This window comes from Citrobacter telavivensis, assembly GCF_041807075.1.
Lineage (GTDB): Bacteria > Pseudomonadota > Gammaproteobacteria > Enterobacterales > Enterobacteriaceae > Citrobacter_A > Citrobacter_A telavivensis.
The window spans coordinates 570,109-594,721 of sequence record NZ_JBGUBF010000002.1; the positions used below are offsets into that span (position 1 = coordinate 570,109).

The 24,613-nt window shown below is 52.9% G+C and carries 22 protein-coding genes and 3 tRNA genes; 13 read left to right on the forward strand and 12 right to left on the reverse strand.

The features are described 5' to 3' along the window. Positions 1 to 74: 74 nt before the first annotated feature. Positions 75 to 1,406 (reverse strand): amino-acid N-acetyltransferase, encoded by a 1,332-nt coding sequence (argA, locus tag ACERJC_RS13750; RefSeq protein WP_373671895.1) that lies wholly within the window; start codon positions 1,404 to 1,406, stop codon positions 75 to 77. A 234-nt stretch (positions 1,407 to 1,640) separates the two neighbouring features. Here argA and amiC point away from each other — a divergent pair, with 234 nt between their 5' ends. Continuing rightward, a complete protein-coding gene (amiC, locus tag ACERJC_RS13755) occupies positions 1,641 to 2,894 on the forward strand; it encodes an N-acetylmuramoyl-L-alanine amidase AmiC (RefSeq protein WP_152402381.1) in 1,254 nt (417 codons plus the stop codon). Positions 2,895 to 2,965: 71 nt separating this feature from the next. Here amiC and ACERJC_RS13760 read toward each other — a convergent pair. The 3 genes from ACERJC_RS13760 to ACERJC_RS13770 form a co-directional block, all read right to left on the reverse strand. Next, positions 2,966 to 3,042 (reverse strand) — tRNA-Met (locus ACERJC_RS13760). A 93-nt stretch (positions 3,043 to 3,135) separates the two neighbouring features. Continuing rightward, positions 3,136 to 3,212: transfer RNA gene (locus ACERJC_RS13765), tRNA-Met, on the reverse strand. Between the two features lie 94 nt (positions 3,213 to 3,306). Next, a tRNA-Met gene (locus tag ACERJC_RS13770) sits at positions 3,307 to 3,383 on the reverse strand. Positions 3,384 to 3,590: 207 nt separating this feature from the next. On the opposite strand from ACERJC_RS13770, the gene mltA reads away from it, so the two are divergent. Next, complete coding sequence (gene mltA, locus ACERJC_RS13775) at positions 3,591 to 4,688, forward strand: murein transglycosylase A (protein ID WP_042322444.1); 1,098 nt, start codon at positions 3,591 to 3,593, stop codon at positions 4,686 to 4,688. Between the two features lie 268 nt (positions 4,689 to 4,956). Then, the gene (gene tcdA / locus ACERJC_RS13780) at positions 4,957 to 5,763 is read left to right on the forward strand and encodes a tRNA cyclic N6-threonylcarbamoyladenosine(37) synthase TcdA (protein WP_373671896.1); all 807 of its coding nucleotides are present in this window, start codon (positions 4,957 to 4,959) and stop codon (positions 5,761 to 5,763) included. A gap of 24 nt (positions 5,764 to 5,787) precedes the next feature. Here tcdA and csdE read toward each other — a convergent pair whose 3' ends face one another. Both csdE and csdA read right to left on the reverse strand, forming a co-directional pair. Continuing rightward, entirely contained in the window at positions 5,788 to 6,234 is a 447-nt protein-coding gene (gene csdE, locus ACERJC_RS13785; RefSeq protein WP_152402385.1) for a cysteine desulfurase sulfur acceptor subunit CsdE, read from the reverse strand. Then, positions 6,234 to 7,439 carry a cysteine desulfurase CsdA gene (gene csdA, locus ACERJC_RS13790; RefSeq protein WP_152402387.1) on the reverse strand — a complete coding sequence of 402 codons (1,206 nt, stop codon included), beginning with the start codon at positions 7,437 to 7,439 and terminating at the stop codon, positions 6,234 to 6,236. The genes csdE and csdA overlap by 1 nt, the downstream gene beginning before the upstream one ends. A gap of 192 nt (positions 7,440 to 7,631) precedes the next feature. Here csdA and ACERJC_RS13795 point away from each other — a divergent pair, with 192 nt between their 5' ends. The 5 genes from ACERJC_RS13795 (at position 7,632) to ACERJC_RS13815 (ending at position 11,368) form a co-directional block, all read left to right on the forward strand. After that, positions 7,632 to 7,859, forward strand: coding sequence for a YgdI/YgdR family lipoprotein (locus ACERJC_RS13795; protein ID WP_042322452.1), 228 nt, complete (start codon positions 7,632 to 7,634; stop codon positions 7,857 to 7,859). A 350-nt stretch (positions 7,860 to 8,209) separates the two neighbouring features. Beyond that, positions 8,210 to 9,127, forward strand: coding sequence for a glycine cleavage system transcriptional regulator GcvA (gene gcvA / locus ACERJC_RS13800; protein WP_046486577.1), 918 nt, complete (start codon positions 8,210 to 8,212; stop codon positions 9,125 to 9,127). Positions 9,128 to 9,145: 18 nt separating this feature from the next. Then, the gene (locus ACERJC_RS13805; RefSeq protein ID WP_046486574.1) at positions 9,146 to 9,541 is read left to right on the forward strand and encodes a DUF423 domain-containing protein; all 396 of its coding nucleotides are present in this window, start codon (positions 9,146 to 9,148) and stop codon (positions 9,539 to 9,541) included. Continuing rightward, positions 9,534 to 10,634, forward strand: a complete 1,101-nt coding sequence (gene rlmM, locus ACERJC_RS13810) for a 23S rRNA (cytidine(2498)-2'-O)-methyltransferase RlmM (RefSeq protein ID WP_286632197.1) — start codon at positions 9,534 to 9,536, stop codon at positions 10,632 to 10,634. Before ACERJC_RS13805 ends, rlmM begins: the two co-directional genes overlap by 8 nt. A 566-nt stretch (positions 10,635 to 11,200) precedes the next feature. After that, the gene (locus ACERJC_RS13815; protein WP_061075167.1) at positions 11,201 to 11,368 is read left to right on the forward strand and encodes a YhfL family protein; all 168 of its coding nucleotides are present in this window, start codon (positions 11,201 to 11,203) and stop codon (positions 11,366 to 11,368) included. A gap of 582 nt (positions 11,369 to 11,950) precedes the next feature. Here the strand turns inward: ACERJC_RS13815 and fucR are convergent. The 4 genes from fucR to fucI all read right to left on the reverse strand — a co-directional run bounded on the left by fucR (position 11,951) and on the right by fucI (position 16,416). Continuing rightward, entirely contained in the window at positions 11,951 to 12,661 is a 711-nt protein-coding gene (fucR, locus tag ACERJC_RS13820) for an L-fucose operon activator (RefSeq protein ID WP_373671897.1), read from the reverse strand. A 42-nt stretch (positions 12,662 to 12,703) separates the two neighbouring features. Further along, a complete protein-coding gene (gene fucU / locus ACERJC_RS13825; protein WP_373671898.1) occupies positions 12,704 to 13,126 on the reverse strand; it encodes an L-fucose mutarotase in 423 nt (140 codons plus the stop codon). 10 nt (positions 13,127 to 13,136) lie between these two features. After that, the gene (gene fucK / locus ACERJC_RS13830; RefSeq protein ID WP_373671899.1) at positions 13,137 to 14,534 is read right to left on the reverse strand and encodes an L-fuculokinase; all 1,398 of its coding nucleotides are present in this window, start codon (positions 14,532 to 14,534) and stop codon (positions 13,137 to 13,139) included. 106 nt (positions 14,535 to 14,640) lie between these two features. Beyond that, a complete protein-coding gene (gene fucI / locus ACERJC_RS13835; protein ID WP_286632193.1) occupies positions 14,641 to 16,416 on the reverse strand; it encodes an L-fucose isomerase in 1,776 nt (591 codons plus the stop codon). A gap of 478 nt (positions 16,417 to 16,894) precedes the next feature. Here fucI and ACERJC_RS13840 point away from each other — a divergent pair, with 478 nt between their 5' ends. From ACERJC_RS13840 to fucA, 5 genes are all read left to right on the forward strand, one after another. Continuing rightward, positions 16,895 to 18,394 (forward strand): sugar ABC transporter ATP-binding protein, encoded by a 1,500-nt coding sequence (locus tag ACERJC_RS13840; protein ID WP_373671900.1) that lies wholly within the window; start codon positions 16,895 to 16,897, stop codon positions 18,392 to 18,394. A gap of 3 nt (positions 18,395 to 18,397) precedes the next feature. After that, the gene (locus tag ACERJC_RS13845) at positions 18,398 to 19,381 is read left to right on the forward strand and encodes an ABC transporter permease (protein ID WP_152402403.1); all 984 of its coding nucleotides are present in this window, start codon (positions 18,398 to 18,400) and stop codon (positions 19,379 to 19,381) included. A gap of 73 nt (positions 19,382 to 19,454) precedes the next feature. Further along, positions 19,455 to 20,405 carry an ABC transporter substrate-binding protein gene (locus ACERJC_RS13850; RefSeq protein WP_046486542.1) on the forward strand — a complete coding sequence of 317 codons (951 nt, stop codon included), beginning with the start codon at positions 19,455 to 19,457 and terminating at the stop codon, positions 20,403 to 20,405. A gap of 141 nt (positions 20,406 to 20,546) precedes the next feature. Further along, positions 20,547 to 21,545 (forward strand): LacI family DNA-binding transcriptional regulator, encoded by a 999-nt coding sequence (locus tag ACERJC_RS13855; protein WP_373671901.1) that lies wholly within the window; start codon positions 20,547 to 20,549, stop codon positions 21,543 to 21,545. A 57-nt stretch (positions 21,546 to 21,602) separates the two neighbouring features. Beyond that, the gene (fucA, locus tag ACERJC_RS13860; protein WP_152402406.1) at positions 21,603 to 22,250 is read left to right on the forward strand and encodes an L-fuculose-phosphate aldolase; all 648 of its coding nucleotides are present in this window, start codon (positions 21,603 to 21,605) and stop codon (positions 22,248 to 22,250) included. A gap of 64 nt (positions 22,251 to 22,314) precedes the next feature. Here the strand turns inward: fucA and xni are convergent, their stop codons facing one another. Next, positions 22,315 to 23,070, reverse strand: coding sequence for a flap endonuclease Xni (gene xni, locus ACERJC_RS13865; protein ID WP_178827350.1), 756 nt, complete (start codon positions 23,068 to 23,070; stop codon positions 22,315 to 22,317). Between the two features lie 154 nt (positions 23,071 to 23,224). Further along, the gene (gene sdaB, locus ACERJC_RS13870; RefSeq protein WP_042322507.1) at positions 23,225 to 24,592 is read right to left on the reverse strand and encodes an L-serine ammonia-lyase II; all 1,368 of its coding nucleotides are present in this window, start codon (positions 24,590 to 24,592) and stop codon (positions 23,225 to 23,227) included. Positions 24,593 to 24,613 lie beyond the last annotated feature (21 nt).

Consider the following 24,613-nt stretch of genomic DNA (forward strand, 5'->3'; position numbering starts at 1 on the left):
ATCCGGCCTACGCTGAGTTCATGACGATTGGCCGGATAAGACGTTTACGCCGCCATCCGGCCATTCAATAACCGCTAACCCAGATCGGCCATCAGCACTTTGGATTTCCGCTGATAGTTGTACATCTCTTTCTTGCTTTCTGGCAGCAGGTCAATATCCACGGGCGTGAAGCCGCGCTCCTGGAACCAGTGAATACTGCGGGTCGTCAGGACGAACAGCTTGCTCAAACCAATCAGCTTCGCCTGGGCGGCGATTCGCTCCAGCAACACTTCTCCTCTTGAAGAACTGCGGTAGTCAGGATGGACAGCCACGCAGGCCATTTCACCAATCTTCTCTTCCGGGAAGGGATACAGCGCGGCACAGGCGATGGTCATGTTATCGCGCTGAATAATGGTGAATTTGTCGATCTCCATCTCCAGCTGTTCGCGCGAACGACGCACCAGAATACCCTGCTGCTCCAGCGGGCGGATCAGCTCCAGGATCCCACCGATATCGTTAATGGTGGCGCGGCGGATCTGCTCGGCGCTCTCCATCACAATTTGCGTCCCGATACCGTCGCGCGAGAACAGTTCCTGCAACAGCGCGCCATCTTCCTGATAGCTGATCAGGTGACAGCGACGGACCCCGCTCCGGCAGGCTTTTACCGCGCCACGCAGGAAGCGTACGGTACCCGAGTTGTAATCGCCTTTTTCTTCCTGTGCTTCTACGCGCGCCTGTGCTTCATTTGGGAACAATTCAGAGACGATATCGCCATCATCATTGGTCACCCCCTGCGAGGAGCAAAAGCCGATCATCTTTTCGGCTTTCAGCTTGATAGCCAACTGCGTGGCGATCTCTTCCGACGTCAGGTTAAAGCTTTCGCCGGTGACAGACACCGCGACGGGACCCATCAGCACAATGGCACCGCTGTCCAGTTGACGATGGATCGCCTCTTCATCGATACGACGGATACGCCCGCTGTGGCAGTAATCCACACCATCATCAACGCCCAGCGGCTGCGCAATGATAAAGTTGCCGCTGACCACGTTGATATGCGCGCCCTGCAGTGGCGTATTGTTCAGGCTCATCGACAGACGAGCGGTGATATCCAGTTGCAAAGTGCCCGCTGCCTGCTTAACCAGCTCCAGCGTTTTGGCGTCAGTGACGCGGGTATTTTTGTGATACATCGGTTCATGGTGGTGGGTGACGAGGTTGGCGTCGATTTGCGGACGCGCGCCATAGACCACCACCAGGCGAATGCCGAGGCTGTGTAGAAGCCCAATGTCATTGACGATGCTGGAAAAGTTTTCATGCTCAATGGCTTCGCCGCCGAGCATAATGACAAACGTTTTTCCCCGATGGGTATTGATATAGGGAACAGAATGGCGGAATCCCTGTACCAGTTCGGTTCTACGTTCCTTCACCACGGCATATCCTCATTGCATGATTATTCGTAATTAGTGTATTTTTATTCTGTTTTTCCGCCGCGCGCAAGTGCAAATTTTGACCCTGACAAAGTTTTTTCTCAGTAATACCGTGAATACAATAACAATGTTTACCCTTTTATAGATGACAGATTATGCGTCATTCGTTAAAGTTTCCGGTCAATTTAGACGTTTAGTATCTCATCACCATTACGTTTTATTTTGCTCGGGAGAAGCATGTCAGGATCCAATCCACCTATCAGCCGCCGTCGTTTACTGCAAGGGGCGGGCGCCATGTGGCTATTGAGCGTCAGTCAGGTCGGTCTGGCTGCGGTCAGTCAGGTCGTTGCGGTTCGTATTTGGCCAGCATCCAGTTACACCCGTGTGACGGTGGAATCGAATCAACAGCTGAAGTACAAGCAGTTTGCGCTGAGCAATCCTGAGCGCGTGGTGGTGGATATTGAAGGTGTGAACCTGAATTCCGTGCTGAAAGGTATGGCGGCGCAAATTCGCCCCGACGATCCTTATATCAAGTCGGCTCGCGTGGGGCAGTTCGATCCACAGACCGTACGTATGGTGTTTGAACTGAAGCAAGATGTGAAGCCGCAGCTGTTTGCACTGGCACCGGTGGCAGGCTTTAAAGAACGTCTGGTGATGGATCTCTATCCGGCCAATGCGCAGGATATGCAGGATCCGCTGCTGGCGCTGCTGGAAGATTACAACAAAGGCGATCTCGATAAGCAGGTTCCCCCCGCGCAAAGTGGCCCGCAGCCAGGTAAAGCCGGTCGCGATCGCCCGATTGTGATCATGCTCGATCCGGGGCATGGCGGTGAAGATTCTGGCGCCATTGGTAAGTACAACACGCGTGAGAAAGACGTGGTGTTGCAGATTGCCCGGCGACTGCGGGCTTTGATCGAGAAAGAAGGCAACATGAAGGTCTACATGACGCGTAATGAAGATATCTTCATTCCGCTGAAGGTGCGCGTGGCGAAAGCCCAGAAGCAGCGTGCGGATCTCTTTGTCTCGATTCATGCGGACGCCTTCACCAGTCGACAACCCAGCGGTTCATCCGTGTTTGCGCTGTCGACCAAAGGGGCAACCAGTACGGCGGCGAAATATCTGGCGCAGACGCAGAACGCCTCGGATTTGATCGGTGGCGTAAGTAAAAGCGGCGACCGCTATGTCGACCACACCATGTTCGATATGGTGCAATCGCTGACCATTGCCGATAGCCTGAAATTTGGTAAAGCGGTGCTCAACAAGCTCGGCAGGATTAACAATCTGCATAAAAATCAGGTGGAACAGGCCGGGTTTGCGGTGCTGAAAGCGCCGGATATCCCATCGATTCTCGTCGAAACGGCGTTTATCAGTAATATCGAAGAAGAACGGAAGCTGAAAACGGCAACCTTCCAGCAGGAAGTGGCGGAGTCGATTCTGGCAGGGATCAAAGCGTACTTCGCCGATGGGGCGACGCTGGCGAGAAGAGGATAATAAAAAGCGCTGAAAAGCGCTTTTTTTCTGGACCGCAGAAACAAAAAAACACCCGTTAAGGTGTTTGATGTTGGTTGCGGGGGCCGGATTTGAACCGACGACCTTCGGGTTATGAGCCCGACGAGCTACCAGGCTGCTCCACCCCGCGTCCGTCTTTCTGCTGTGCATTTCAAACCACATAAGCGTTGGCTTTCCTGTGATTCGAACGACTATGCAGAAGCTTTACTGCATCAAATTTGATTGGTTGCGGGGGCCGGATTTGAACCGACGACCTTCGGGTTATGAGCCCGACGAGCTACCAGGCTGCTCCACCCCGCGTCCGTCTTTCTGCTGCGCATTTCTAACCACATGAGCCTTGGCTTTCCTGTGATTCGAACGACTATGCAAAAGCTTTACTGCATCAAATTTTAATTGGTTGCGGGGGCCGGATTTGAACCGACGACCTTCGGGTTATGAGCCCGACGAGCTACCAGGCTGCTCCACCCCGCGTCCGTGGATGCGCACTATACTCTGCTCGCATTTTCATGCAACCCTTTTTTCACCTTGATCACGGTTTCGGGATGAAAATGAACAAAAACAAGGCATTTCAGTTTAAATAATGTGCAAAATTTGCGTCAGGGCAGCGGTGCTCGTTTCATTAGCGGGCCGGGTTTGTTATCTTCATTGCGCATGATTTACAGCTAAAAGAAGAGAACAATGAAAGGACGTTGGGTCAGTTACCTTCTCGTGGGCGCGGTAGTTGCAATGCTGGCTGCCTGTTCCTCTAAACCAACCGATCGCGGGCAGCAGTATAAAGACGGGAAGTTTACCCAGCCTTTCTCACTGGTGAACCAGCCGGATGCCATCGGCGCACCGATCAACGCCGGCGATTTTGCCGAACAGGTCAATCAGATCCGCAGCGCTTCTCCGCGCCTGTACGGTAATCAAAGCAACGTTTATAACGCCGTACAAGACTGGCTGCGCGCCGGGGGCGATACGCGCACCATGCGCCAGTTTGGCCTTGACGCCTGGCAGATGGAAGGCGCTGATAACTACGGCAACGTGCAGTTTACCGGTTACTACACGCCAGTGATTCAGGCACGTCATACGCGCCAGGGCGAGTTCCAGTATCCTATCTATCGTATGCCGCCGAAGCGAGGTCGTCTGCCGTCACGCGCCGAGATCTACTCCGGTGCGCTGAGCGACAGCTATATCCTGGCGTACAGTAACTCCCTGATGGATAACTTCATTATGGACGTGCAGGGCAGCGGCTATATCGACTTTGGCGACGGTTCCCCGCTGAACTTCTTTAGCTATGCCGGGAAAAACGGTCACGCCTACCGCAGTATTGGCAAAGTGCTGATCGATCGCGGTGAAGTGAAGAGAGAAGATATGTCGATGCAGGCGATTCGCCACTGGGGCGAAACGCACAGCGAAGCACAAGTGCGTGAATTGCTTGAGCAGAACCCGTCATTCGTCTTCTTTAAACCGCAATCTTTTGCCCCGGTGAAAGGGGCCAGTGCGGTACCGCTGATTGGCCGCGCGTCGGTGGCGTCTGACCGCAGTATTATCCCGGCGGGCACGACGTTGCTCGCAGAAGTTCCGCTGCTGGACAACAACGGGAAATTTAACGGTCAGTATGAGCTGCGTCTGATGGTGGCGCTGGATGTCGGTGGGGCGATTAAAGGTCAGCACTTCGATATTTACCAGGGCATTGGACCGGACGCCGGACACCGCGCGGGCTGGTATAATCACTATGGTCGCGTATGGGTACTGAAGAGCGCGCCTGGCGCGGGTAACGTGTTTAGCGGCTAGTCGCCGGATGGCGCTTCGCTTATCCGGCCTACATCATCGGGTAGGCCTGATAAGGCGCAGCCGCCATCAGGCAGTCATACTGCTCGGTATTAATGAATTTGAGGTGTTATGTCTGTTGTAATAAGTGATGCCTGGCGCGGGTAACGTGTTTAGCGGCTAGTCGCCGGATGGCGCTTCGCTTATCCGGCCTACATCATCGGGTAGGCCTGATAAGGCGTAGCCGCCATCAGGCAGTCATACCGTTCGGTATTAATGAATTTGAGGTGTTATGTCTGTTGTAATTAGTGATGCCTGGCGTCAGCGTTTTGGCGGCACCGCGCGTCTGTATGGTGAAAAAGCGCTACAGCTGTTTGCCGATGCGCATATCTGCGTGGTTGGGATCGGCGGCGTCGGCTCCTGGGCGGCGGAAGCGCTGGCGCGAACCGGGATCGGCGCGATTACGCTTATCGATATGGATGACGTCTGCGTGACGAACACCAACCGCCAGATCCATGCGCTGCGCGACAATGTCGGGCTGGCAAAGGCGGAAGTGATGGCCGAGCGTATTCGCCTGATCAACCCCGAGTGCCGGGTGACGGTAGTCGATGACTTTGTTACGCCGGATAACGTCGCGGAATATTTGAACGCGGGATTCAGCTATGTCATTGATGCCATTGACAGCGTACGGCCAAAAGCGGCGCTGATTGCCTACTGTCGACGCAATAAGATCCCGTTAGTGACCACCGGTGGTGCGGGTGGTCAGATCGATCCTACGCAGATTCAGGTCGTCGATCTGGCGAAAACCATTCAGGATCCGCTGGCGGCAAAACTGCGCGAACGGCTGAAAAGCGATTTTGGCGTAGTGAAAAACAGTAAAGGCAAACTCGGCGTCGACTGTGTGTTTTCAACGGAAGCGCTGGTGTATCCGCAGTCAGACGGTAGCGTCTGCGCCATAAAGGCGACGGCAGAAGGACCAAAGCGGATGGACTGTGCGTCGGGCTTCGGCGCGGCAACGATGGTCACCGCCACGTTCGGTTTCGTGGCAGTATCCCATGCGTTGAAAAAGATGATGGCAAAAGCGGCACGCCAGGGGTAGGCCGGATAAAACGCTTCAGCGTCGTCATCCGGCGGAATGAGCCGCATTAATGACTGCCTCGTTCAACGCGGCCAGGCCCTGGCCGCGCGACGCGCTGAGCTGAGTTCGTAGCCCCAGCTCATCAAACAACGCCAGCGGCGAATGGGCCAGAAGTTCCGCCGGCGTTTTCCCTTCTGCGGCGGTCAGCAATACCGCCAGCAGTCCGCGCACGATGCGACCTTCACTGTCGCCGAAAAAGTGTAGCGTGCCCTTTTCAGAGCATGTATATCCCAGCCAGACGCGATTTTCGCAGCCAGCAATCTCTTTGGCCTGCGCTTTGAGATAGTCGGGTAATGCCGGAAGCTGTTTACCGAGCAGGATCAACTGACGATATTTGTCTTCCCACTGGGTTAGCGGGAGAAAGGTATGGCGCAACGTCTCTTCGGTTATGGTTGTGCCGAACGGGTGTCCGGCAAACATTGGGCTAGTCATTAATCCACCAGTATTTCCAGTGCGCGATCAACAGCGTTGACCAGCGCATCCACATCACTTTGGGTATTATACGGCGCAAATGAGGCGCGTAGCGTACCTGTGACGCCAAGTTCAGCCAGCAGCGGCTGCGCGCAGTGCTGACCGGCACGCAGTGCGATGCCATACTCCGCCAGCAGGGTGACCATATCGCTATGGTGAACCCCGGCAAAATCAAAGGCCAGCAGACTGGAGTCCTGACAGCGAAACGAACGGAACCCCGGACGCTGAGCCAGCGCCTCTTCCGCCAGCGTGGCCAGCCCGCGACTCCAGCTTTCCGCCTGGATGATATCAATGTCGGCCAGCCACTCCAGCGCGGCGCTCATGCCAATCACGCCAGCGACGTTAGGAGTACCCGCTTCCAGCTTCCACGGTGCGGCTTGAGTAGTGAAGCCCTCGAAACTGACTTCGTTGATCATCTTACCGCCACCAAGCCAGGGCGACATGGCTGCCAGCAACGCTGGTTTGCCGAAAAGCACGCCGATGCCGGTTGGTCCGTACAGCTTATGTCCGGAGAAGGCGTAGAAGTCGATATCGAGCGCCTGAACATCCGCCGGGAAATGGACCGCCCCCTGCGCGCCATCCACCATCACCACCATGTCAGCGGCATGGGCGAGCGTAATGGCTCGGGCTAAGTCCGGGCAGCCGCCGGTAACGTTCGACATCTGCCCTAGTGCGAGAATTCGGCTACGCGGGGTGATAATTTCCGGCAGGCGTTCGACATCAGGCAGGTGCTGGGTATTGAGCGGTAGCTTGACCACTTTTGCCCCGGTTTGCTCCGCGACCATCAGCCACGGCACAAGGTTCGCATGGTGCTCCGCGACGCTGACGATAATCTCATCACCCGGTTGCAGGCGAGGGCGGGCATAGCTCTGCGCCACCATGTTGATGGCCTCCGTGGTGCCACGGGTCCAGACGATGGTTTTGTCATCAGGCGCGTTCAGCAAACGCGCCACCTTTTCCCGCGCGGCCTCATAGCGCGCGGTCAGGCGCTGGGCTTCGGCAAACTGACTGCGGTGGACGTTGCCGGCACTCAGACTATAGAACTGTCGGGTCGCCTCAATAACGGCCTGTGGTTTGAGGGCCGTCGCGGCGCTATCAAGATAGACGCCCGCGTCAGCTAATGCGGGAAATTGCGCGCGAAACTGCGCGGGATTGAAAGCGTTCATGGTATTCCTCGATTCAGTGATCCGATCGTGGCGCAAATTGGTCGCTGATTCAAGGATTGTGCGGCCACCAGGAATACTCTGGATGTTGTGGCGAAATCAGACCAGTAGCTTATGCTGAATTATGTTAGGTAAATATTTATGCCTGTTACGGAGTACGTTTTAAATAGCATAAACAGCTTTAAGGAGAAGAAGATGAAAAAGACTGCCGCAATTATCTCTGCATGTATGCTGACTTTTGCCCTGAGCGCCTGTTCCGGTCCGAACTATGTGATGCACACCAATGATGGTCGTAGCATCGTTGCGGACGGTAAGCCGAAAACCGATGATGAAACCGGGATGATTTCGTACAAGGACGCTAATGGCAACAAACAGCAGATCAATCGTACCGATGTGAAAGAGATGGTCGAGTTGGATCAGTAGTCGCCAGATATCAGGTAAAAAAAAGCACCGCAAATTGGCGGTGCTACATTAATCACTATGGACAGACAGGGTAAATGTACAGGAAGTGAAAAAGGGTAGCGTTGCTACCGTGGTCTGAATCGCAGACCAATTGCAAACACAACAACACAACATCACAACCGTAAGCCAAAAGCCCACCAGAACACGCATTCCGATAAAACTTTTCGTTCCGGCTCAGGAAGTGCCGCCACTATAGGTATTTGCTGGTAGTTCCTCAACGGACAAATTATAATGGCTCAGATTAAAAAAACTAATAGGTTACATAGTGTAGCTTAATTGTTAAATTCTTTTAACATCAAAGTTTAAAAGCCATGTCAAAACGACTTCCACCTCTGAACGCATTACGTGTTTTTGATGCCGCCGCACGGCATCTGAGCTTCACCCGCGCAGCAGAAGAGCTTTTTGTGACGCAGGCCGCAGTAAGCCACCAAATCAAGTCACTTGAGGATTTTTTGGGGCTGAAGCTGTTTCGTCGACGCAACCGTTCTCTTCTTCTTACCGAAGAAGGGCAGAGCTACTTCCTCGACATAAAAGAGATTTTTTCGCAATTAACCGAAGCGACGCGTAAACTTCAGGCGCGGAGTGCAAAAGGGGCGCTAACGGTCAGTTTATTGCCCAGTTTTGCGATTCAGTGGCTGGTGCCACGACTCTCTAGCTTTAACTCAGCTTATCCGGGAATTGATGTCAGGATCCAGGCGGTGGACCGTCAGGAAGATAAACTGGCGGACGACGTCGACGTGGCGATTTTTTATGGCCGCGGCAACTGGCCTGGGCTACGCGTAGAAAAATTGTACGCCGAGTATCTGCTGCCGGTGTGCTCGCCGCTGCTGCTGACGGGGGATAAGCCCCTGAAATCACCCGCGGATTTGGCTTCGCATACTTTGCTGCATGATGCCTCACGTCGTGACTGGCAAACCTATACGCGACAGTTGGGGCTGAATCACATCAACGTCCAGCAAGGGCCTATCTTTAGCCATAGCGCGATGGTGCTGCAGGCCGCTATCCACGGACAGGGTGTGGCGCTGGCGAATAACGTGATGGCGCAGTCAGAAATTGAGGCGGGACGACTCGTCTGCCCGTTTAATGATGTGCTGGTCAGTAAAAATGCATTTTATCTGGTTTGTCATGACAGTCAGGCAGAACTGGGTAAAATAGCCGCGTTCCGTCAGTGGATACTGGCGAAAGCGGCCACGGAACAAGAGAAATTCCGCTTTCGTTACGAACAATAACTTACTTAGGGTATTACCATGACCAGCCGTTTTATGCTGATTTTTGCCGCGATCAGTGGCTTTATTTATGTCGCTCTGGGGGCTTTCGGTGCGCATGTCCTGAGCAAAACCCTCGGTGTGGTTGAAATGGGCTGGATCCAGACCGGCCTGCAATATCAGGCGTTTCATACGCTGGCTATCTTCGGGCTGGCGGTGGCGATGCAACGCCGGATCAGCATCTGGTTTTACTGGAGTAGTGTTTTTCTTGCCCTGGGCACGGTGCTGTTTAGCGGTAGCCTGTATTGCCTGGCGCTGTCTCATCTGCGCCTGTGGGCGTTTGTTACCCCTGTCGGCGGCGTCAGCTTCCTGGCAGGTTGGGTGCTGATGTTAATCGGCGCCATCCGTTTGAAGCGTAAGGGCGTAGTTCATGAATAAGGTTGTGTTGTTGTGTCGCCCGGGCTTTGAAAAAGAGTGTGCCGCCGAAATTACCGACAAAGCAGGGCGTCGGGAGCTTTTCGGTTTTGCTCGCGTCAAAGAGAACGCGGGCTATGTCATCTATGAGTGCTATCAGGCAGAAGACGCCGAAAAAATTATCAGCGAGCTGCCGTTCAGTTCACTGATTTTTGCCCGTCAGTGGTTTGTGGTCGGCGAATTGCTCCAGCACCTGCCACCGGAAGACCGCATTACGCCGATTGTTGGCATGTTGCAGGGCGTAGTGGAGAAGGGCGGCGATTTGCGCGTGGAAGTGGCGGATACGAATGAAAGCAAAGAGCTGATGAAGTTCTGCCGCAAATTTACGGTACCCCTGCGAGCCGCGCTGCGCGACGCTGGCGTTCTGACGAATTATGAGACGCCGAAGCGCCCGGTAGTGCACGTCTTCTTTATTGCGCCAGGCTGCTGCTATACCGGCTACTCCTGGGCCAGTAACAACTCGCCGTACTATATGGGCATTCCACGCCTGAAGTTCCCGGCCGATGCGCCAAGCCGCTCGACGCTGAAGCTGGAAGAAGCGCTGCACGTGTTTATTCCGCAAGATGAGTGGGATGAGCGTCTGGCAAACGGGATGTACGCGGTGGATTTAGGGGCCTGCCCCGGCGGCTGGACCTATCAACTGGTCAAACGCAATATGTGGGTGTATTCAGTCGATAACGGCCCGATGGCGCAAAGCCTGATGGATACCGGGCAGGTCACCTGGCTTCGCGAAGACGGCTTCAGGTATCGCCCCAACCGCAACAACATCTCGTGGATGGTGTGCGACATGGTTGAGAAGCCGGCGAAAGTGGCGGCGCTGATGGCGCAGTGGCTGGTCAACGGCTGGTGCCGGGAAACCATCTTTAACCTCAAGTTGCCGATGAAAAAACGCTACGAAGAGGTTTCGCAGAACCTGGCCTATATCCAGGCGCAACTCGACGAGCACGGCGTGAATGCGCAGATTCAGGCGCGTCAGCTGTATCATGACCGTGAAGAAGTGACGGTGCACGTCCGCCGCCTGTGGGCAGCGGTAGGTGGGCGTCGCGACGAGCGCTAGCGTCTGCTTTTGTCTTTTGCAAGAGTAACCACAGCGCCGTCAGGCGCTGTTCTTCCCATCAGTATTTCTTATTTTCATCAGCATTAATCCGGCCTGAGAAGGGGATACATCAATATTAATATCATTAAAAAGCTAATTATTTACTTTGGCATGCATAATTAATACTTTAAAGATAAAACGCTGGTTTGTGTAGTTTTGAATGGACAAAACACTGAATGTTGCCATGGAATAAGATATTCATGTATCCATCAAGGAATGTTATTAGACTGATGGTCATATAAACGTCCAAAAAAATATAAAGTCGATAATGTTTATATTGTCCTAATTTTCTTTTATGTATTGCGTTCGTCAGATCTTGCTGATAATAATGATTATACGTTTTCCCGGTCAGATTTGTTACCTGGCCGAAAAACAGACATTGTATTGAATGTGAATAATAGTAGTACTATGCATTTTTTGATGTTCTGAAGAAAACGTAACGTTAAATGCCATGATATGGCAAGTTAAATTTCCAGAGCTTAATGGCTAAAAACATTAGGTTGGCATTATTATACCAAGGAGACAACATGTCAAAGGTAATTAAATTCTCTCTGCTTGCTATTGCTATCTCTGTGATTTCTGGTTGCACAGGTAGTGTCTATAACAAACAAAAAAATTGTGATTACGATTATTTGTTACACCCGGCAATTTCTATTTCTAAGATTATTGGTGGCTGTGGTCCTGTAGATCAGTAATCCTGTCTGAGCCAACCGCTCTGGTTGGCTCAGCATCTGTCTTACCCACGTAAAGTCAGCACACTCTGAGAAATCATTCTTTTATCCAGCAGATCAATGCGTAAGTACCACGTTACTATGACACAGTAAAAACTCAACTTTTACCTGAATTTCATTGATTGAAACTGATGATGTGAAGAAAAGGGTGACGTGTTATAATTTCGGTCTAATGACTTAATTATTTATCTCGTCTTGTCAGCGAAGAGCAATATTGACGGAAATCGTTTCATCGGGGAGATGAAGGCGTATTTCACCTTCCGACAACCATTCCACACGCCAGGCAATTACCTCTGTTGAACCCACAAGATCTGGGGTTGAAATCAAAAAGAAGATTGTTATCTTTATGTGTTTTTAATGTTTTTTTCTTGCTTTGTATTTTACAGGGGGAGTTGAGTTAATGAACTATTTTAATTTAATATGTTAAATAATAATTTTATGGTTAATTATTCTTATGATTGTTTCTAACGCGTTAGATGATATTGTCAGGGACATTGCCACTGTAGCGAGAGTAATGACTTTTATTTGTTGAATGTGATGATCTGATTACATCGACGTACTGTCCGACACAATATGCGTTACGTCATCCAGATGCCCGAGTCGGGCTTCTCCTGAGCGATTGAATTTACTCTTATCGATCAGCAATAGCGACTGCGACGCGCGTTTCAACAGGACCGATTTGAAATCGGCGTTAAAGGTGCTGGAATCCCATAGTGCGCCGCCGCCGTCGATCCCTTCGCAGGAAAAAATAAACAGGTCGATCTCAAGGGATTTGAGCTGCGAAATGAGCGCAGGATTGACGTAACAACCATGCTTGCGCTCGAGTCTGCCGCCGGAACTGATGAGTTGAATATGCTGGCGCTTACCGAGTTCCTGGCAAATGGGCTGGCTGTTGGTAAAGACCTGTATATTGATATCCGGCAGTTGCCGAGCCAGATACCAACAGGTAGAACTGGCATCCAGCGCAATGACCATGCCTTCTTCAATCCAGCTCAACGCCTTTCTGGCGATATCGGCTTTATGCGCGTAATGGCTCTTCAGGCGCATATGAAAGGGATCGCCGCTGTCCGGATTTTCCCGCAGGATCCTTTTTGCGCGCCCGTGGTTGCGCAGTATTTTGCCTTGAATCTGCAGTTCGCTGAGATCGCGGCGGATGGTCTCTTTACTGACGCTGAGCTGAACGGCCAGTGTCTCCGTGGTCAGGCTTTTATACTGACTGAGCAGTTCCACGATCGCCTGCTGACGTGCCGCTTTCATCTCTTATCACCTCTCAATCAAATGCCCCAACCGCGATTGAGATTACGGTGTTACCCCTTTTTTTAAAAGAATATTCCCGTACTTTGCGCACTCGCCGGTGATGACAATCGCAAAAGCCTTTTGCGCACGCTCGTAGAAGGCGAAGCGATCGATACGAGTAATCTCCGGACACGGCGTCTGTGCGGAAAGTGCATCGCGATAGCGCGCTTCAACGCGCGGGTCGAGCGTGTCGCCTTCGACGGCAGCCATCATGACCAGCGGTGGCGCATAGCTGTCGAGCTCAAACAGCGGGATCACGGCTCGCAGCAGGTCGCTGACGCTGAGACCATCGGCACGGATCACCTGCGGTCCCATGCTGTGCGCCGGGAAGTGCGCGTCTGAGAAAATAATTTCATCGCCGTGCCCCATTTGCGCCAGAATTTTAAGCAGATCCGGCGAGATGAGAGGAGAAATGGTTTTAAGCATATATATTCCTTTACTCTGTGCGGGGATAGAAATAACGGTACTGGTAGCGCACCTGTTCTCTGGCCTGCTGCGGACTGGAAAACACGCCGATGCCATACCAACCGTACATCGCCGCGCCGGCAACGGTGGTTTCCGCGTCATCCAGCACCTTGATAGGGATCTCAAGAGTATTGGCCTTGATCTGATTCCACAGCGCATTGCGGCTCCCGCCGCCGACCAACAGCAGTTCCGTCGCGCTGAATTGACCAATTTTTTCCAGCGTATGCAGGTTATGTCGCAGTTGCTCCGTTAATCCTTCCAGCGCCGCGCGATAGAAATGCGCGCGGGTGGTATTGAGCGTAACGCCTCGCCAGCCTGCGTTTGCAGAAGAGAGCAGTTCGCACTGCATCTGCACGCCATCGGACCCGGCAGGAATCGCTTGCGCTTGTGCAATCAACGTTTGCCAGGGGGTTTCGGGTGTCCACAGTAGCTTGCGCACCCATTCAAGTACGCCGGAAGCAAGCCACTGCATGCCAGGATTATAAAGTCCTGACTGGCTGTCCAGTTCACAGGTTGAACCCGCATGTCCGCTCAATAGCGACGTATCAACCCTCGCGCTACGCACCATCAGGATCTCCCACGTGCCGGAAGAGAGAACCGGTTCGTCTTGCTCCGCGCCGGCGCCAAACAGCGCAAACTGGGTATCATGTCCGGCGGAGATCACGGGAATTCCCGGCGGGAGACCGAGTATCGTTGCCATAGCAGGCTGTAGCGAACCTGTCTGTTCACCCGCCTCTACAAGTCGCGGGAAGAGCCGTCGCGGCAGTCCTGTGGCCTGTAAAATATCGGTACTGAAATCCCGCTGCTGGATATCCAGCATCTGGCTGGTGCCAGCCATGGTGATGTCAGTGGTGAATTCGCCGGTCAGACGATGATTAATGAGTGAAGAGATAAACAGCCAGGCGTGGGCCCGCTCCAGCAGCTGTGGATAATTTTCTTTAAGCCATATCAGCTTGTACAGCGTGTTGAAGCTAAATGCGCCGACGCCGGAAAGGGTCTGAAGTTGACGCGGCGACATAAAACGACGGATGTTTTCCATCACCGAGGCGGTGCGTGGGCATTTCCAACTGATGATGGGGTAGAGTAACTCGCCGCGTTCATCGACCAGCGCGCCGTCAACGCCGAAAGTGGTGACCGTGATGCCGCGGATCCGACAGGTCGAGAGTTCAGCGGATAGTTTCTGGCAGCATTGTGCAAAACGTTGCAGGATGGCATCCAGCGACCATTGGTGCCAGGCACTGTTTTCTACGGCAATCTCGCTGGCATTGGCAACCGCAGCACGGGCGACAATGTGTCCCTGACGGTCGACGGCAATGGCCCGCACGTTTGTTGCGCCGCAGTCGAGAACCAGGATGATTTCATTTTTCATTATGACTCCCGTTGCCGGATGGCACTGCGCTTATCCTGTCTACACGTTGTTTACCCGTAGGCAGGATAAGCTGTCTCAGCGTCGCCATCAGGCAATTGCGCAATGCTTAACGTTTATACAGTGGCCCGTAGTTCTGACAGGCGCGGTAATCCTGGCCTTCTGTATCCATACCGTGCGCGGCCCAGGCGGAGGGGCGGTAAATTTTCGCTTCTTCCACGTTGTGCATGCAGACCGGAATGCGCAGCATGGCGGCGAGGGTGATAAAGTCTGCGCCGACGTGCCCGACGGTCAGGACGCCGTGGTTCGCGCCCCAGTTAGCCATCACGGAATAGACGTCGGAGAATGGTCCTTTACCGGTAAGGCGTGGTGCAAACCAGGTGGTGGGCCAACTGGAATCGGTGCGTTTGTCGAGGGTGTCATGCACCGCTTTCGGCAGTTCGACGCTCCAGCCCTCTGCAATTTGCAGTACCGGCCCCAGACCTTTGATGATGTTCACGCGGGTCATGGTGAACGGTACGCCGCCTTCGGTCAGGAAGCGTGATGAATAGCCGCCGCCGCGGAAATATTCATGGATAGCCGGACACCACTCGGTGGCCGCCAGGCAGGCGTCAGCCTCCTGCTGTGTCACCTCCCAGTGCGGTTTCACCGTCGGTTTTCCTTCGCTGTCGCGCTGTTTACAGGTACCATCCAGCGCGGCGGAACCGGAGTTGATCAGATGGATAATGCCGTGTTCTGCACGTCCGGTCAGCGCTTGACCCGTCACACGTTCAACCGCTTCTGGCGACCAGTAGGTACGCACATCGGCAAAGACCTGTGCGGTGCCGGTCAACTGATGTCCAAGCAGCATGGCGACGCCGTTCAGACTGTCGTTTTCGGTGGCGACTACAAACGGTTCGCGCACGCCGTTCCAGTCAAACGAACTGTTCAGCAACGCTTCGGCGGTATCGCCGTTGGGGTATTGATCGGTCCAGTGACGTTGCCCCTGAAAGCCCGCGGCAATCGCGTTATAGCCGAGTGACTCTTCCACGCGTCCCTTTTCTGCCAGCTTAGGGTTCCCTTGCATCATGTCGCGAATGCACATTGCCATCAGCAGGCTTTCCCGCAGGATCGCCCGGCTTTGTTCGGCGTTACGCTGATACTGTTTAGCATTTTTATCTTCGCCATAGCGGAAGTGTTTATCCGCCCATGCCAGCGCCATTTCCAGTTCAGCTTCGTCATAGATTTTTTGATCGATGCGACGACGCAACTCGGTCATATCGACGGACTGGACCTTCATCCCCAGCCAGGACTCAAAGAAGTGATGATCGACGATGGAACCGGCGATCCCCATCGACACCCCGCCCAGAGAGAGGTAGCTTTTGCCCTTCATGCTGGCGACGGCGAGTCCTGCCCGGGCGAAGCGCAGCAGTTTTTCCTCAACATCGTCCGGGATAGACGTATCGCCGGCATCCTGTACATCCTTGCCGTAGATGGAGAACGCAGGGATCCCCTTTTGGCTATGCGCCGCCAGCGCCGCAGCCAGGTAAACCGCGCCCGGGCGTTCGGTGCCATTAAAGCCCCAGATGGCTTTCGGACGTAGAGGATCCATATCGATGGTTTCGCTACCGTAGCACCAGCACGGCGTCACGGTGATCGTCAGACCGACATTCTGACGACTGAATTTTTCCTCACAGGCGGCGGATTCCGCCATTCCGGCAATACAGGTGTCGGCAATAACACATTCAACCGGCGTGCCGCAGGCGTAGCGCAACTTCTCCGCCAGCAGGGCTGCAGTCGCCTTTGCCATATTCATCGTCTGTGCTTCCAGTGATTCACGAACGCCCATTCGGCGTCCATCAATGACCGGACGAATACCAATTTTCGGTAGGCTGATCTTCTTCATTCGGGGTTCCTCATCTCACGTATTGGCGCGCTGCTCAGGCGGATGAAAAGAGCACCAGCGCAGCAGGCGGCTGAAACAGATAAAATTGCTAACTCGAGTTAGCTTAGATATTGGTGTGTTTTTTACACAACTTTTTTCTGATGGGATTGTGAGTGGCTTCACGAGAAGTGGTTAAAATTCGATCTGCATCAAATAATTCAGAGGCAGTCAAATTTATTAAAATATTTAAAATCAAATAATTAGAAATAAATGTCTGTCCGGTATCACAGTTTTAACCCAAATGATTTGGCTATTTTTGGTGGCTAAAATAGCTTTAAAAGGGCAAATCGCTAACTCGAGTTAGCAATATCTGGCAACATATCGACGTGACGTATACGTGTTTTCAGGAAGTCTTCACATTCATGGTGACGCTCGCTCCCTGAGAATGCACTTCGCCTGATTCACTGCCTGCAGTTTCTGATTATTGAGGAAAGCAGCAATGTCCGAAACATTTTTACAGATGAATCATATTACCAAACGCTTTCCCGGCGTATTAGCGTTGAGCAATGTGAACTTTACTCTTCGCAAAGGCGAAGTGCATGCGCTATTAGGCGAAAATGGTGCAGGAAAGTCCACGCTAATGAAAATTTTATCCGGTGTTTATCAACCGGATGAAGGGGATATTATATTTGAGGATCGTCCTGTGTCATTCAGCGATCCTCTTAGTGCGCAAAATGCCGGGATCACTATTATTCATCAGGAATTTAATCTCTTTCCGGAATTAACCGTGGAAGAAAATATCTTTATTGGCAGAGAGTTTTGTAAAAATAACCGTTGGCGACTGGATGAAAAGCAACAGCGACAGGCGGCAAGCGAGATTTTGCAGAAATTAAACCTGAATATTTCGCCAGAAACGCTGGTGGCAGACCTGACGGTGGCACAACAGCAGATGGTGGAAATCGCGAAAGCGATATCCGTCAATGCCAAAATCCTGATTATGGATGAACCTACGGCGGCGCTGACGGAAACGGAAATAGAAAGTTTATTCCAGGTGACCCGGTTGCTTAAAGCACAGGGGACCGGGATTGTCTACATCTCGCATCGTCTGGAAGAACTGGCGCTGATTGCCGATCGCGCGACGGTCATGCGCGACGGCCAGTACATTGATACCGTTGATTATGAAAACGTGAAGATAAGCGACCTGATTGCGATGATGGTCGGGCGTGAATTGGGAAACATCTATCCTCGCCGCGAAGCGCGGGCACATCAGGAACCGGTGCTGGAAGTCAGCGGCCTTACGCGCAAAGGCGTTCTCAATAATATCGACTTTACGTTGAATCGGGGAGAGATCCTGGGTTTTGCCGGTTTGATGGGCGCCGGGCGTACGGAATTGGCGCGGGCCATTTTTGGCGCCGATCCTATCGACAGTGGGACCATTACGCTGAACGGCAAGGTCATTGTGATAAAGAGTATTTCTGACGCCATTGCGCAAGGTATTAGCTATTTAACCGAAGATCGCAAAAAAGAGGGGCTGGCGCTTAATTTATCCGTTGAGCGCAATATCATGTTGGGGAATTACCCTGAATACGCCGACCGTTTTGGTAACGTTGATTCGAAACGCTGCCAGCAAACAAGTGAAGAACAGGTCAGGGCGCTCAGAATTAAAACGCCGCACCTTGAACAGGCGGCCCTGAATCTGAGTGGGGGAAATCAGCAAAAAATAATTATTGCCCGCTGGGTGTGTAAAGATACCGATATTCTTATTTTTGATGAGCCTACCCGGGGAATTGATGTTGGCGCAAAATTAGAAATCTATGAATTAATGAATCGTCTTGTGGCGAAAGGGAAGTCGATCATTATGATTTCCTCGGAATTACCGGAGGTTCTGGGCATGTGCGATCGTATCTTAGTCATGCGCAGTGGTCGTATTACCGGAGAATTAACTGCTGATAACGCCACCCAGGAAAAAATCATGCAATATGCGACGTTAGAGGATTAAATCATGACCATCTCTGTAACCTCTTCAGACAGCAATAATAAGAAAATAAAAATTAATAAAGAACTTTTAATGCGCCTTGCGCCGCTGTTCAGTTTGATTATTTTGGTTGTCTTCTTCAGTTTCAGTTCGCCGTTTTTCTTTAATACCGAAAATATTATGACGATTGCGCTGCAAACGTCGGTTATCGGCATTATGGCCATTGGCGTCACGTTTGTGATTATTACGGCAGGAATCGACCTCTCCTTAGGGTCAGTGGTGGCGTTTTCCGGCGTTGCGGTGGGCATCTGCGCGACACTCGGACTGCCCCTGCCGGTCTGCATTTTGGCCGGCGTGCTGGCCGGGGGATTATGCGGCTACGTGAACGGTTTGCTGGTGACCAAAATGACGATCCCGCCGTTCATCGCCACGCTGGGCCTGATGATGTCCGTCAGGGGAATCAACATGGTGATGACCGACGGTCGCGCCATCTATTTTGCCGATTACCCCACCTTTAAATTGCTGGCGCAGGGACGTTTATTCGATGTGCTGCCGTATCCGGTGTTCTATCTGGTGATTGTCGCCCTGGTCGCTGGTTACATCCTCAAGAAAACGGTGATTGGTCGCTACGTCTATGCCGTGGGCAGTAATGAAGTGGCGGCGCACCTTTCCGGGATCAAAGTCCAGCGCGTCAAAATTTTTGTCTATGCCTTTTGCGGGCTGTTAACTGGCATTGCCGGGGTGATTCTGGCCTCGCGCCTGAACTCCGGTCAGCCAACGGTCGGTGTTGGTTATGAACTGGAAGCCATCGCGGCAGTGGTGATCGGCGGCACCAGTCTGATGGGCGGGATTGGCACCATCGGCGGCACCATCATTGGCGCATTCATTATGAGCGTATTGAAAAATGGCCTGAACCTGATGGGAGTCTCCCAGTTCTGGCAAATGGTGGCGATGGGGGTTGTGGTCGTCGCCGCCGTCTATCTCGATACATTACGCAAAAAGATTCGTTGATTTACGCTCCCGGCAGTCACGGGGAACACTGACCCTGACGTTAAGGGTGACACACTTACAACGGAGTACCACAATGAAAACCAGGCATTTTGTCTACGCGTTATCCCTGCTGGCGTGCATCACGTCCAGCGCGTTAGCGAAAGATTTGAACCTTCCGGTCATCAGTAAAGGTTTCCAGCATGAATTCTGGCAAACCGTGAAAATGGGGACGGAAGCGGCGGCGAAAGAGTTGGGCGATAAAACCAGCTATGTCGGACCGGCGGACGAAACCCAGATTGCGGAACAAATTCAGCTGGTTGAAAACGCCATGGCGCAAAAACCGAACGGCCTGCTGCTGGCCGCGCTGGATGCGAATGCGCTTGCTCCGCTGGTGGAAACGGCAAATTCACGTGGCATCAAGGTTGTCACCTTTGACTCTGGCGTGAACTCCGATATTCCAGTCAGCTTTGTCGCGACCAATAACCGTAAAGCTGGCGCTGAAGCGGCGGATGCGCTGGCGGCACAGGTGAATAATAAAGGTAAGGTCGGCATTATCGCTCACGTCGCCGGAACGTCATCGGCGATTGAGCGCTCGGAAGGGTTTATTGCCCGCATGAAGGAAAAGTATCCGGATATCAAGGTGCTGCCCGTGCAGTACAGTGATGGCGATCCGCAAAAAGCGATGGATAAGACCATTGATATGATTCAGGCCAACCCCGATCTGGCTGGGATCTATGGCACCAATGAAGGCTCAACGCTGGGCGTCGCTAACGCTATCGACAGTCAGAATCTGAAAGGGAAGGTGAAAGTCATTGGTTTCGACAGCACCGAAGCCATTATTAACTTCCTCAACACCGGGGTTATCCAGGGCTTTGTCGTCCAGGACGCTTATCAGATTGGTTATCAGGGGATCAAAACCCTGAATGCCGCGCTGTCCGGGCAAACGGTCGCGAAAGAGATCGATATCCCGGTGAAATTCGTCAGCGCTCAGAACATCAATACGCCAGAAATTGACAAGCTGTTACATCCTTTCGGCAAGAAATAAACAGGCAGGGGGCGGCGTCTGCGCCCCCGCTTAGCTGGTGAGATCAACAGCGTGCGCTTAACCGACTGATGCGGTAAGACAAAAGTGTAAAATGCTTTTATGATTGTCAATTGACGCGTGGACGGTGACTGGGGCACATATATGGCTAAAACAGTAGAACAGATAGCCAGCGACCTGAATTTATCGGTGACAACCGTGAGACTGGTGCTAAACGGAAAAGCTGAACAGTATCGAATCAGCCTCAAAACGCAAACGCGTATTAATGAATATGTTGAGCGATATGGTTATGTGATTAACCATTCCGCCCGCAGTCTGAAGCTGAATAAAACGGATACGCTGGGTCTTATCGTACCGAATATTTCTAACGTCTTCTTTGCCACGCTGGCGGAGAAACTGGAGCAGCGCTGTCGCCGCTCCGGTTACCAGTTGATGATTAGCTGTACCTATGATGATGTCGATTACGAAAACAAAATAACGAAGGCTTTAATTGCCCGTAATGTGGACGGCCTGTTTATTGTCCCGTCGACGTTAGAAAACCAGCAGCATCATTTACGTCAGGTGAGAAAACCGATGGTATTGCTGGACCGTGATTTTAAGTACACGGATAACGCGCTGGTGGAAAGTCACAATATTTCAGGCGGTGAACAATTAACCCAAAATCTACTGGATGCAGGAAAGCTGCCGATCTGGTTTCTGGTCGGCGACACCGGTTTGCCGAGTATCAGCGATCGTCTGTCGGGCTATCTGAATGCGCTCAGTAAAAAAGGGATTCATCACCGCGACTGGGTGCGTGAAGGACCGGTGAACACCCCGGAAGGGGGATACCAGATCATGCAGGCGCTGATCGACGAAGTGGGATGCCCACAGGCGTTTATCGCCTCGTCGTTACCGGTGCTGGAAGGCGCGGTAAGAGCCATCCGCGACCGTTTTGGCGTCATTCCACCCGAGATCAATATCGGCACGTTCGACGAACATCCGATGCTGGGATTTCTGTCCAATAACGTGTGGTCAATGCAGCAGGACGAGAATGCCTGGGCGGAAAAAGCCTTCGCGATGATGCTCAATGCCATTGAAGATCGTCCCGTCCATGAGACGGTAAAAGTGGAAATGAAATTAATTAAGCGCTTAAGACAAAAATAATACGCGCGACAAAAAGAGCGTTATCAGTCATTGAACCGATTACCCCGGAGAACTGAGATGGAAAGAACTCGTTTATCTCGAGAAATTATCGAAACCTGTCTGGAAATGACGCGCCTGGGTTTAAACCAGGGGACCGCGGGAAATGTGAGCGCGCGTTATCAGGGCGGTATGCTGATTACCCCGAGCGGTATCCCTTATGAGCGAATGACCGAACAGATGATTGTCTACGTGGATAACGACGGCAAATACGAAGAGGGGAAATTACCGTCCAGCGAATGGCGTTTTCATCTGGCGGCTTATCAGACTCGCCCGGAGGCGAATGCGGTTGTGCATAATCACGCCATTTACTGTACTGCGGTGTCTATTCTCAACCGACCTATTCCGGCAATCCATTATATGATTGCGGCGGCGGGGGGAAATTCTGTTCCCTGCGCGCCTTATGCTACCTTCGGAACCCGCGAGCTCTCTGAACATGTCGTCGTGGCACTGAAAAATCGCAAAGCCACGCTGTTGCAACATCACGGTTTAATTGCCTGTGAGGCGAATCTGCAAAAGGCGCTGTGGCTGGCACATGAAGTAGAAGTGCTGGCGCAACTCTATATGAAGACGCTGGCGGTGGTGGATCCGGTGCCGGTGTTATCCGATGAAGAGATCGCCGTTGTGCTGGAGAAGTTTAAAACTTACGGATTACGCATCGAAGAATAAGCGGCGGAGAGTCCGTCGCTGTTTGTGTGTCGGGTCGGACGGTCTGCGCCATCAGGCCCTAACACTACCGCGTCAGGCGTAACTGTTGCAGGTTACCGTCAAGATGCAAATCGGTTTGCAAACGCGCGATATCACGGCACAGGAATGCCATCTCCTGGTGAGCTTCCAGTTTCTTGCGCCATTTATCCGGCACCTCATCCAGATGCGCGTAGAGACCTTCCAGCGTCTGAAACTGCACCAACAGTTGGGTTGCGCTTTTCGGGCCAATACCGGCGACGCCTGGCACTTTTGAACTGCTGATCCCCGCCAGTCCCCAGTAATCCGGCAATTGCTGCGGTTGAACGCCAAACTCTTTTTCGATGAACGGCGCATCCAGCCAACGCTTCTGAAAGTAATCACGAATGCGTAAGGTTGGGGAGAGCAACTGACAATAGCCTTTGTCAGTCGATACGATGGTGGCCTGATGGCCCGCTTGCGCAACTTTTACCGCCAGCGTTGCTGCCAGGTCGTCGGCTTCATTGCCGCTCGACACCCAACACGCGACGCCTCGCTGCTCGAAGGCAGCACGCAGGGCGGGCATCTCATTGTGCAGTTCGTCAGGCATGGGGGGGCGACCGGCTTTGTAGTCCGGAAGGCGTTGATGACGCCAGCCGCTGCTCCGCGCTTCATCATCAAACACCGCCACGGCGTGGGTGGGCTGACTGTGGACAATCAACTGATCAAGCGCGTGCAGACAGGTCTGCGCGCAGGGCGACCCCTGAACGGCGTGGATCCGGCGAATTAAATTGAGCGCGTCGACGATGAGCAGATGGACAGCCACGGTGTTCTCCCTTACCAGTCAGCGTATAGGGTAACATTCACCGCAAATTGTGGCTAATGTCAGGAGTCAGTCCGTAGGTCTGATAAGCGTAGCGCCATTAGGGAAAACAAAGCCGGATAAGGCGCATGTGCCTTATCCGGCCTACAGGCAGGTCTTAATCGCAGGTGACAATCTTCATGGCCAGGCCGCCGCGAGAGGTTTCGCGATACTTGGCATTCATGTCTTTGCCGGTTTCATACATGGTTTCGATGACTTTATCGAGGCAGACGCGCGGTTCACTGGTGCGACGCAGCGCCATACGCGCCGCGTTGACCGCTTTGACGGAAGCAATCGCGTTACGCTCGATGCACGGTACCTGAACCTGGCCCGCAACCGGGTCGCAGGTCAGACCGAGGTTATGTTCCATGCCGATTTCCGCTGCAATACACACCTGCGTCGGACTGCCGCCCAGCAGTTCTGCCAGACCGGCCGCCGCCATCGAACAGGCCACGCCGACTTCACCCTGACAGCCCACTTCCGCGCCGGAAATGGAGGCATTCATCTTGTACAGTGAGCCAATCGCGCTGGCGACCAGCATATAGCGCGCCAACGAGTTAGCATTCACTTCGCGGATGAATTTGTCGTAGTAGGCGAGGACGGCCGGCACGATACCGCAGGCACCGTTCGTTGGTGCGGTAACCACGCGCCCGCCAGCGGCGTTCTCTTCATTCACCGCCAGCGCGAACATGTTGATCCAGTCAACAACCGCCATCGGATCGGTGGTGGTTTTGTCACTGCTTACCAGCATACGACGCAGCGCCGCAGCACGGCGTGGTACGCGCAGTTTTCCTGGCAGTACGCCTTCGGTGGTGATGCCGCGCTCAATGCCGCCGCGCATCACGTCCCAGACGTTAGCAAAGTGCTGTTCCAGCTCTTCTTTGCTGTGCAATGCCAGTTCGTTTTGCATCATCAGGCCGGAAAGAGAAAGCCCGGTTTCCTGGCAGTGTTTCTGCAGATCGGCAGCCGATTTGTACGGATACGGTACGTTGACCGGCGCACTGTTCGGTAAACCGAAATGTTCTTCATCAACGATGAAACCACCGCCAATAGAGTAGTAAGTCTGGCTGTAGAGAACGTTATCGCCCGCCAGCGCGGTAATGCGCATCCCGTTCTCGTGCAGAGACAGGTTATCAGCATGGAAATTCATGCACTTATCAACCGGGAATTCGACTTCATGCTGCCCATTCGCCAGCAGCAGCCGCCCGTGGGTGTTCACATCCTGGATAAAGCCCGGGATGGCGTCGATGTCGACGGTATCCGGCAGATTTCCCGCCAGACCCATGATAATCGCGATATCAGTGTGGTGGCCTTTACCCGTCAGCGACAGGGAGCCATACACATCCACCACGACGCGGGTGACATCCGTCAGAATATTGCGGGCAATCAGGTCATCCGTGAATTGTTTGCCGGCTTTCATTGGTCCAACGGTATGTGAACTGGAGGGGCCAATGCCGATTTTGAAAATATCGAATACGCTAATCATAGGGCATCCATTGCGGTTATA

Bases quoted from the DNA above. Each gene is read 5' to 3' on its own strand.
- amiC (WP_152402381.1), top strand. From the start codon at position 1,641: ATGTCAGGATCCAATCCACCTATCAGCCGCCGTCGTTTACTGCAAGGG.
- ACERJC_RS13840 (WP_373671900.1), top strand. From the start codon at position 16,895: ATGTCCGAAACATTTTTACAGATGAATCATATTACCAAACGCTTTCCC.
- csdE (WP_152402385.1), bottom strand. From the start codon at position 6,234: ATGACTAGCCCAATGTTTGCCGGACACCCGTTCGGCACAACCATAACC.
- ACERJC_RS13845 (WP_152402403.1), top strand. From the start codon at position 18,398: ATGACCATCTCTGTAACCTCTTCAGACAGCAATAATAAGAAAATAAAA.
- sdaB (WP_042322507.1), bottom strand. From the start codon at position 24,592: ATGATTAGCGTATTCGATATTTTCAAAATCGGCATTGGCCCCTCCAGT.
- mltA (WP_042322444.1), top strand. From the start codon at position 3,591: ATGAAAGGACGTTGGGTCAGTTACCTTCTCGTGGGCGCGGTAGTTGCA.
- ACERJC_RS13805 (WP_046486574.1), top strand. From the start codon at position 9,146: ATGACCAGCCGTTTTATGCTGATTTTTGCCGCGATCAGTGGCTTTATT.
- ACERJC_RS13855 (WP_373671901.1), top strand. From the start codon at position 20,547: ATGGCTAAAACAGTAGAACAGATAGCCAGCGACCTGAATTTATCGGTG.
- fucI (WP_286632193.1), bottom strand. From the start codon at position 16,416: ATGAAGAAGATCAGCCTACCGAAAATTGGTATTCGTCCGGTCATTGAT.
- ACERJC_RS13850 (WP_046486542.1), top strand. From the start codon at position 19,455: ATGAAAACCAGGCATTTTGTCTACGCGTTATCCCTGCTGGCGTGCATC.
- csdA (WP_152402387.1), bottom strand. From the start codon at position 7,439: ATGAACGCTTTCAATCCCGCGCAGTTTCGCGCGCAATTTCCCGCATTA.
- rlmM (WP_286632197.1), top strand. From the start codon at position 9,534: ATGAATAAGGTTGTGTTGTTGTGTCGCCCGGGCTTTGAAAAAGAGTGT.
- fucU (WP_373671898.1), bottom strand. From the start codon at position 13,126: ATGCTTAAAACCATTTCTCCTCTCATCTCGCCGGATCTGCTTAAAATT.
- fucR (WP_373671897.1), bottom strand. From the start codon at position 12,661: ATGAAAGCGGCACGTCAGCAGGCGATCGTGGAACTGCTCAGTCAGTAT.
- ACERJC_RS13795 (WP_042322452.1), top strand. From the start codon at position 7,632: ATGAAAAAGACTGCCGCAATTATCTCTGCATGTATGCTGACTTTTGCC.
- fucA (WP_152402406.1), top strand. From the start codon at position 21,603: ATGGAAAGAACTCGTTTATCTCGAGAAATTATCGAAACCTGTCTGGAA.
- fucK (WP_373671899.1), bottom strand. From the start codon at position 14,534: ATGAAAAATGAAATCATCCTGGTTCTCGACTGCGGCGCAACAAACGTG.
- tcdA (WP_373671896.1), top strand. From the start codon at position 4,957: ATGTCTGTTGTAATTAGTGATGCCTGGCGTCAGCGTTTTGGCGGCACC.
- ACERJC_RS13815 (WP_061075167.1), top strand. From the start codon at position 11,201: ATGTCAAAGGTAATTAAATTCTCTCTGCTTGCTATTGCTATCTCTGTG.
- gcvA (WP_046486577.1), top strand. From the start codon at position 8,210: ATGTCAAAACGACTTCCACCTCTGAACGCATTACGTGTTTTTGATGCC.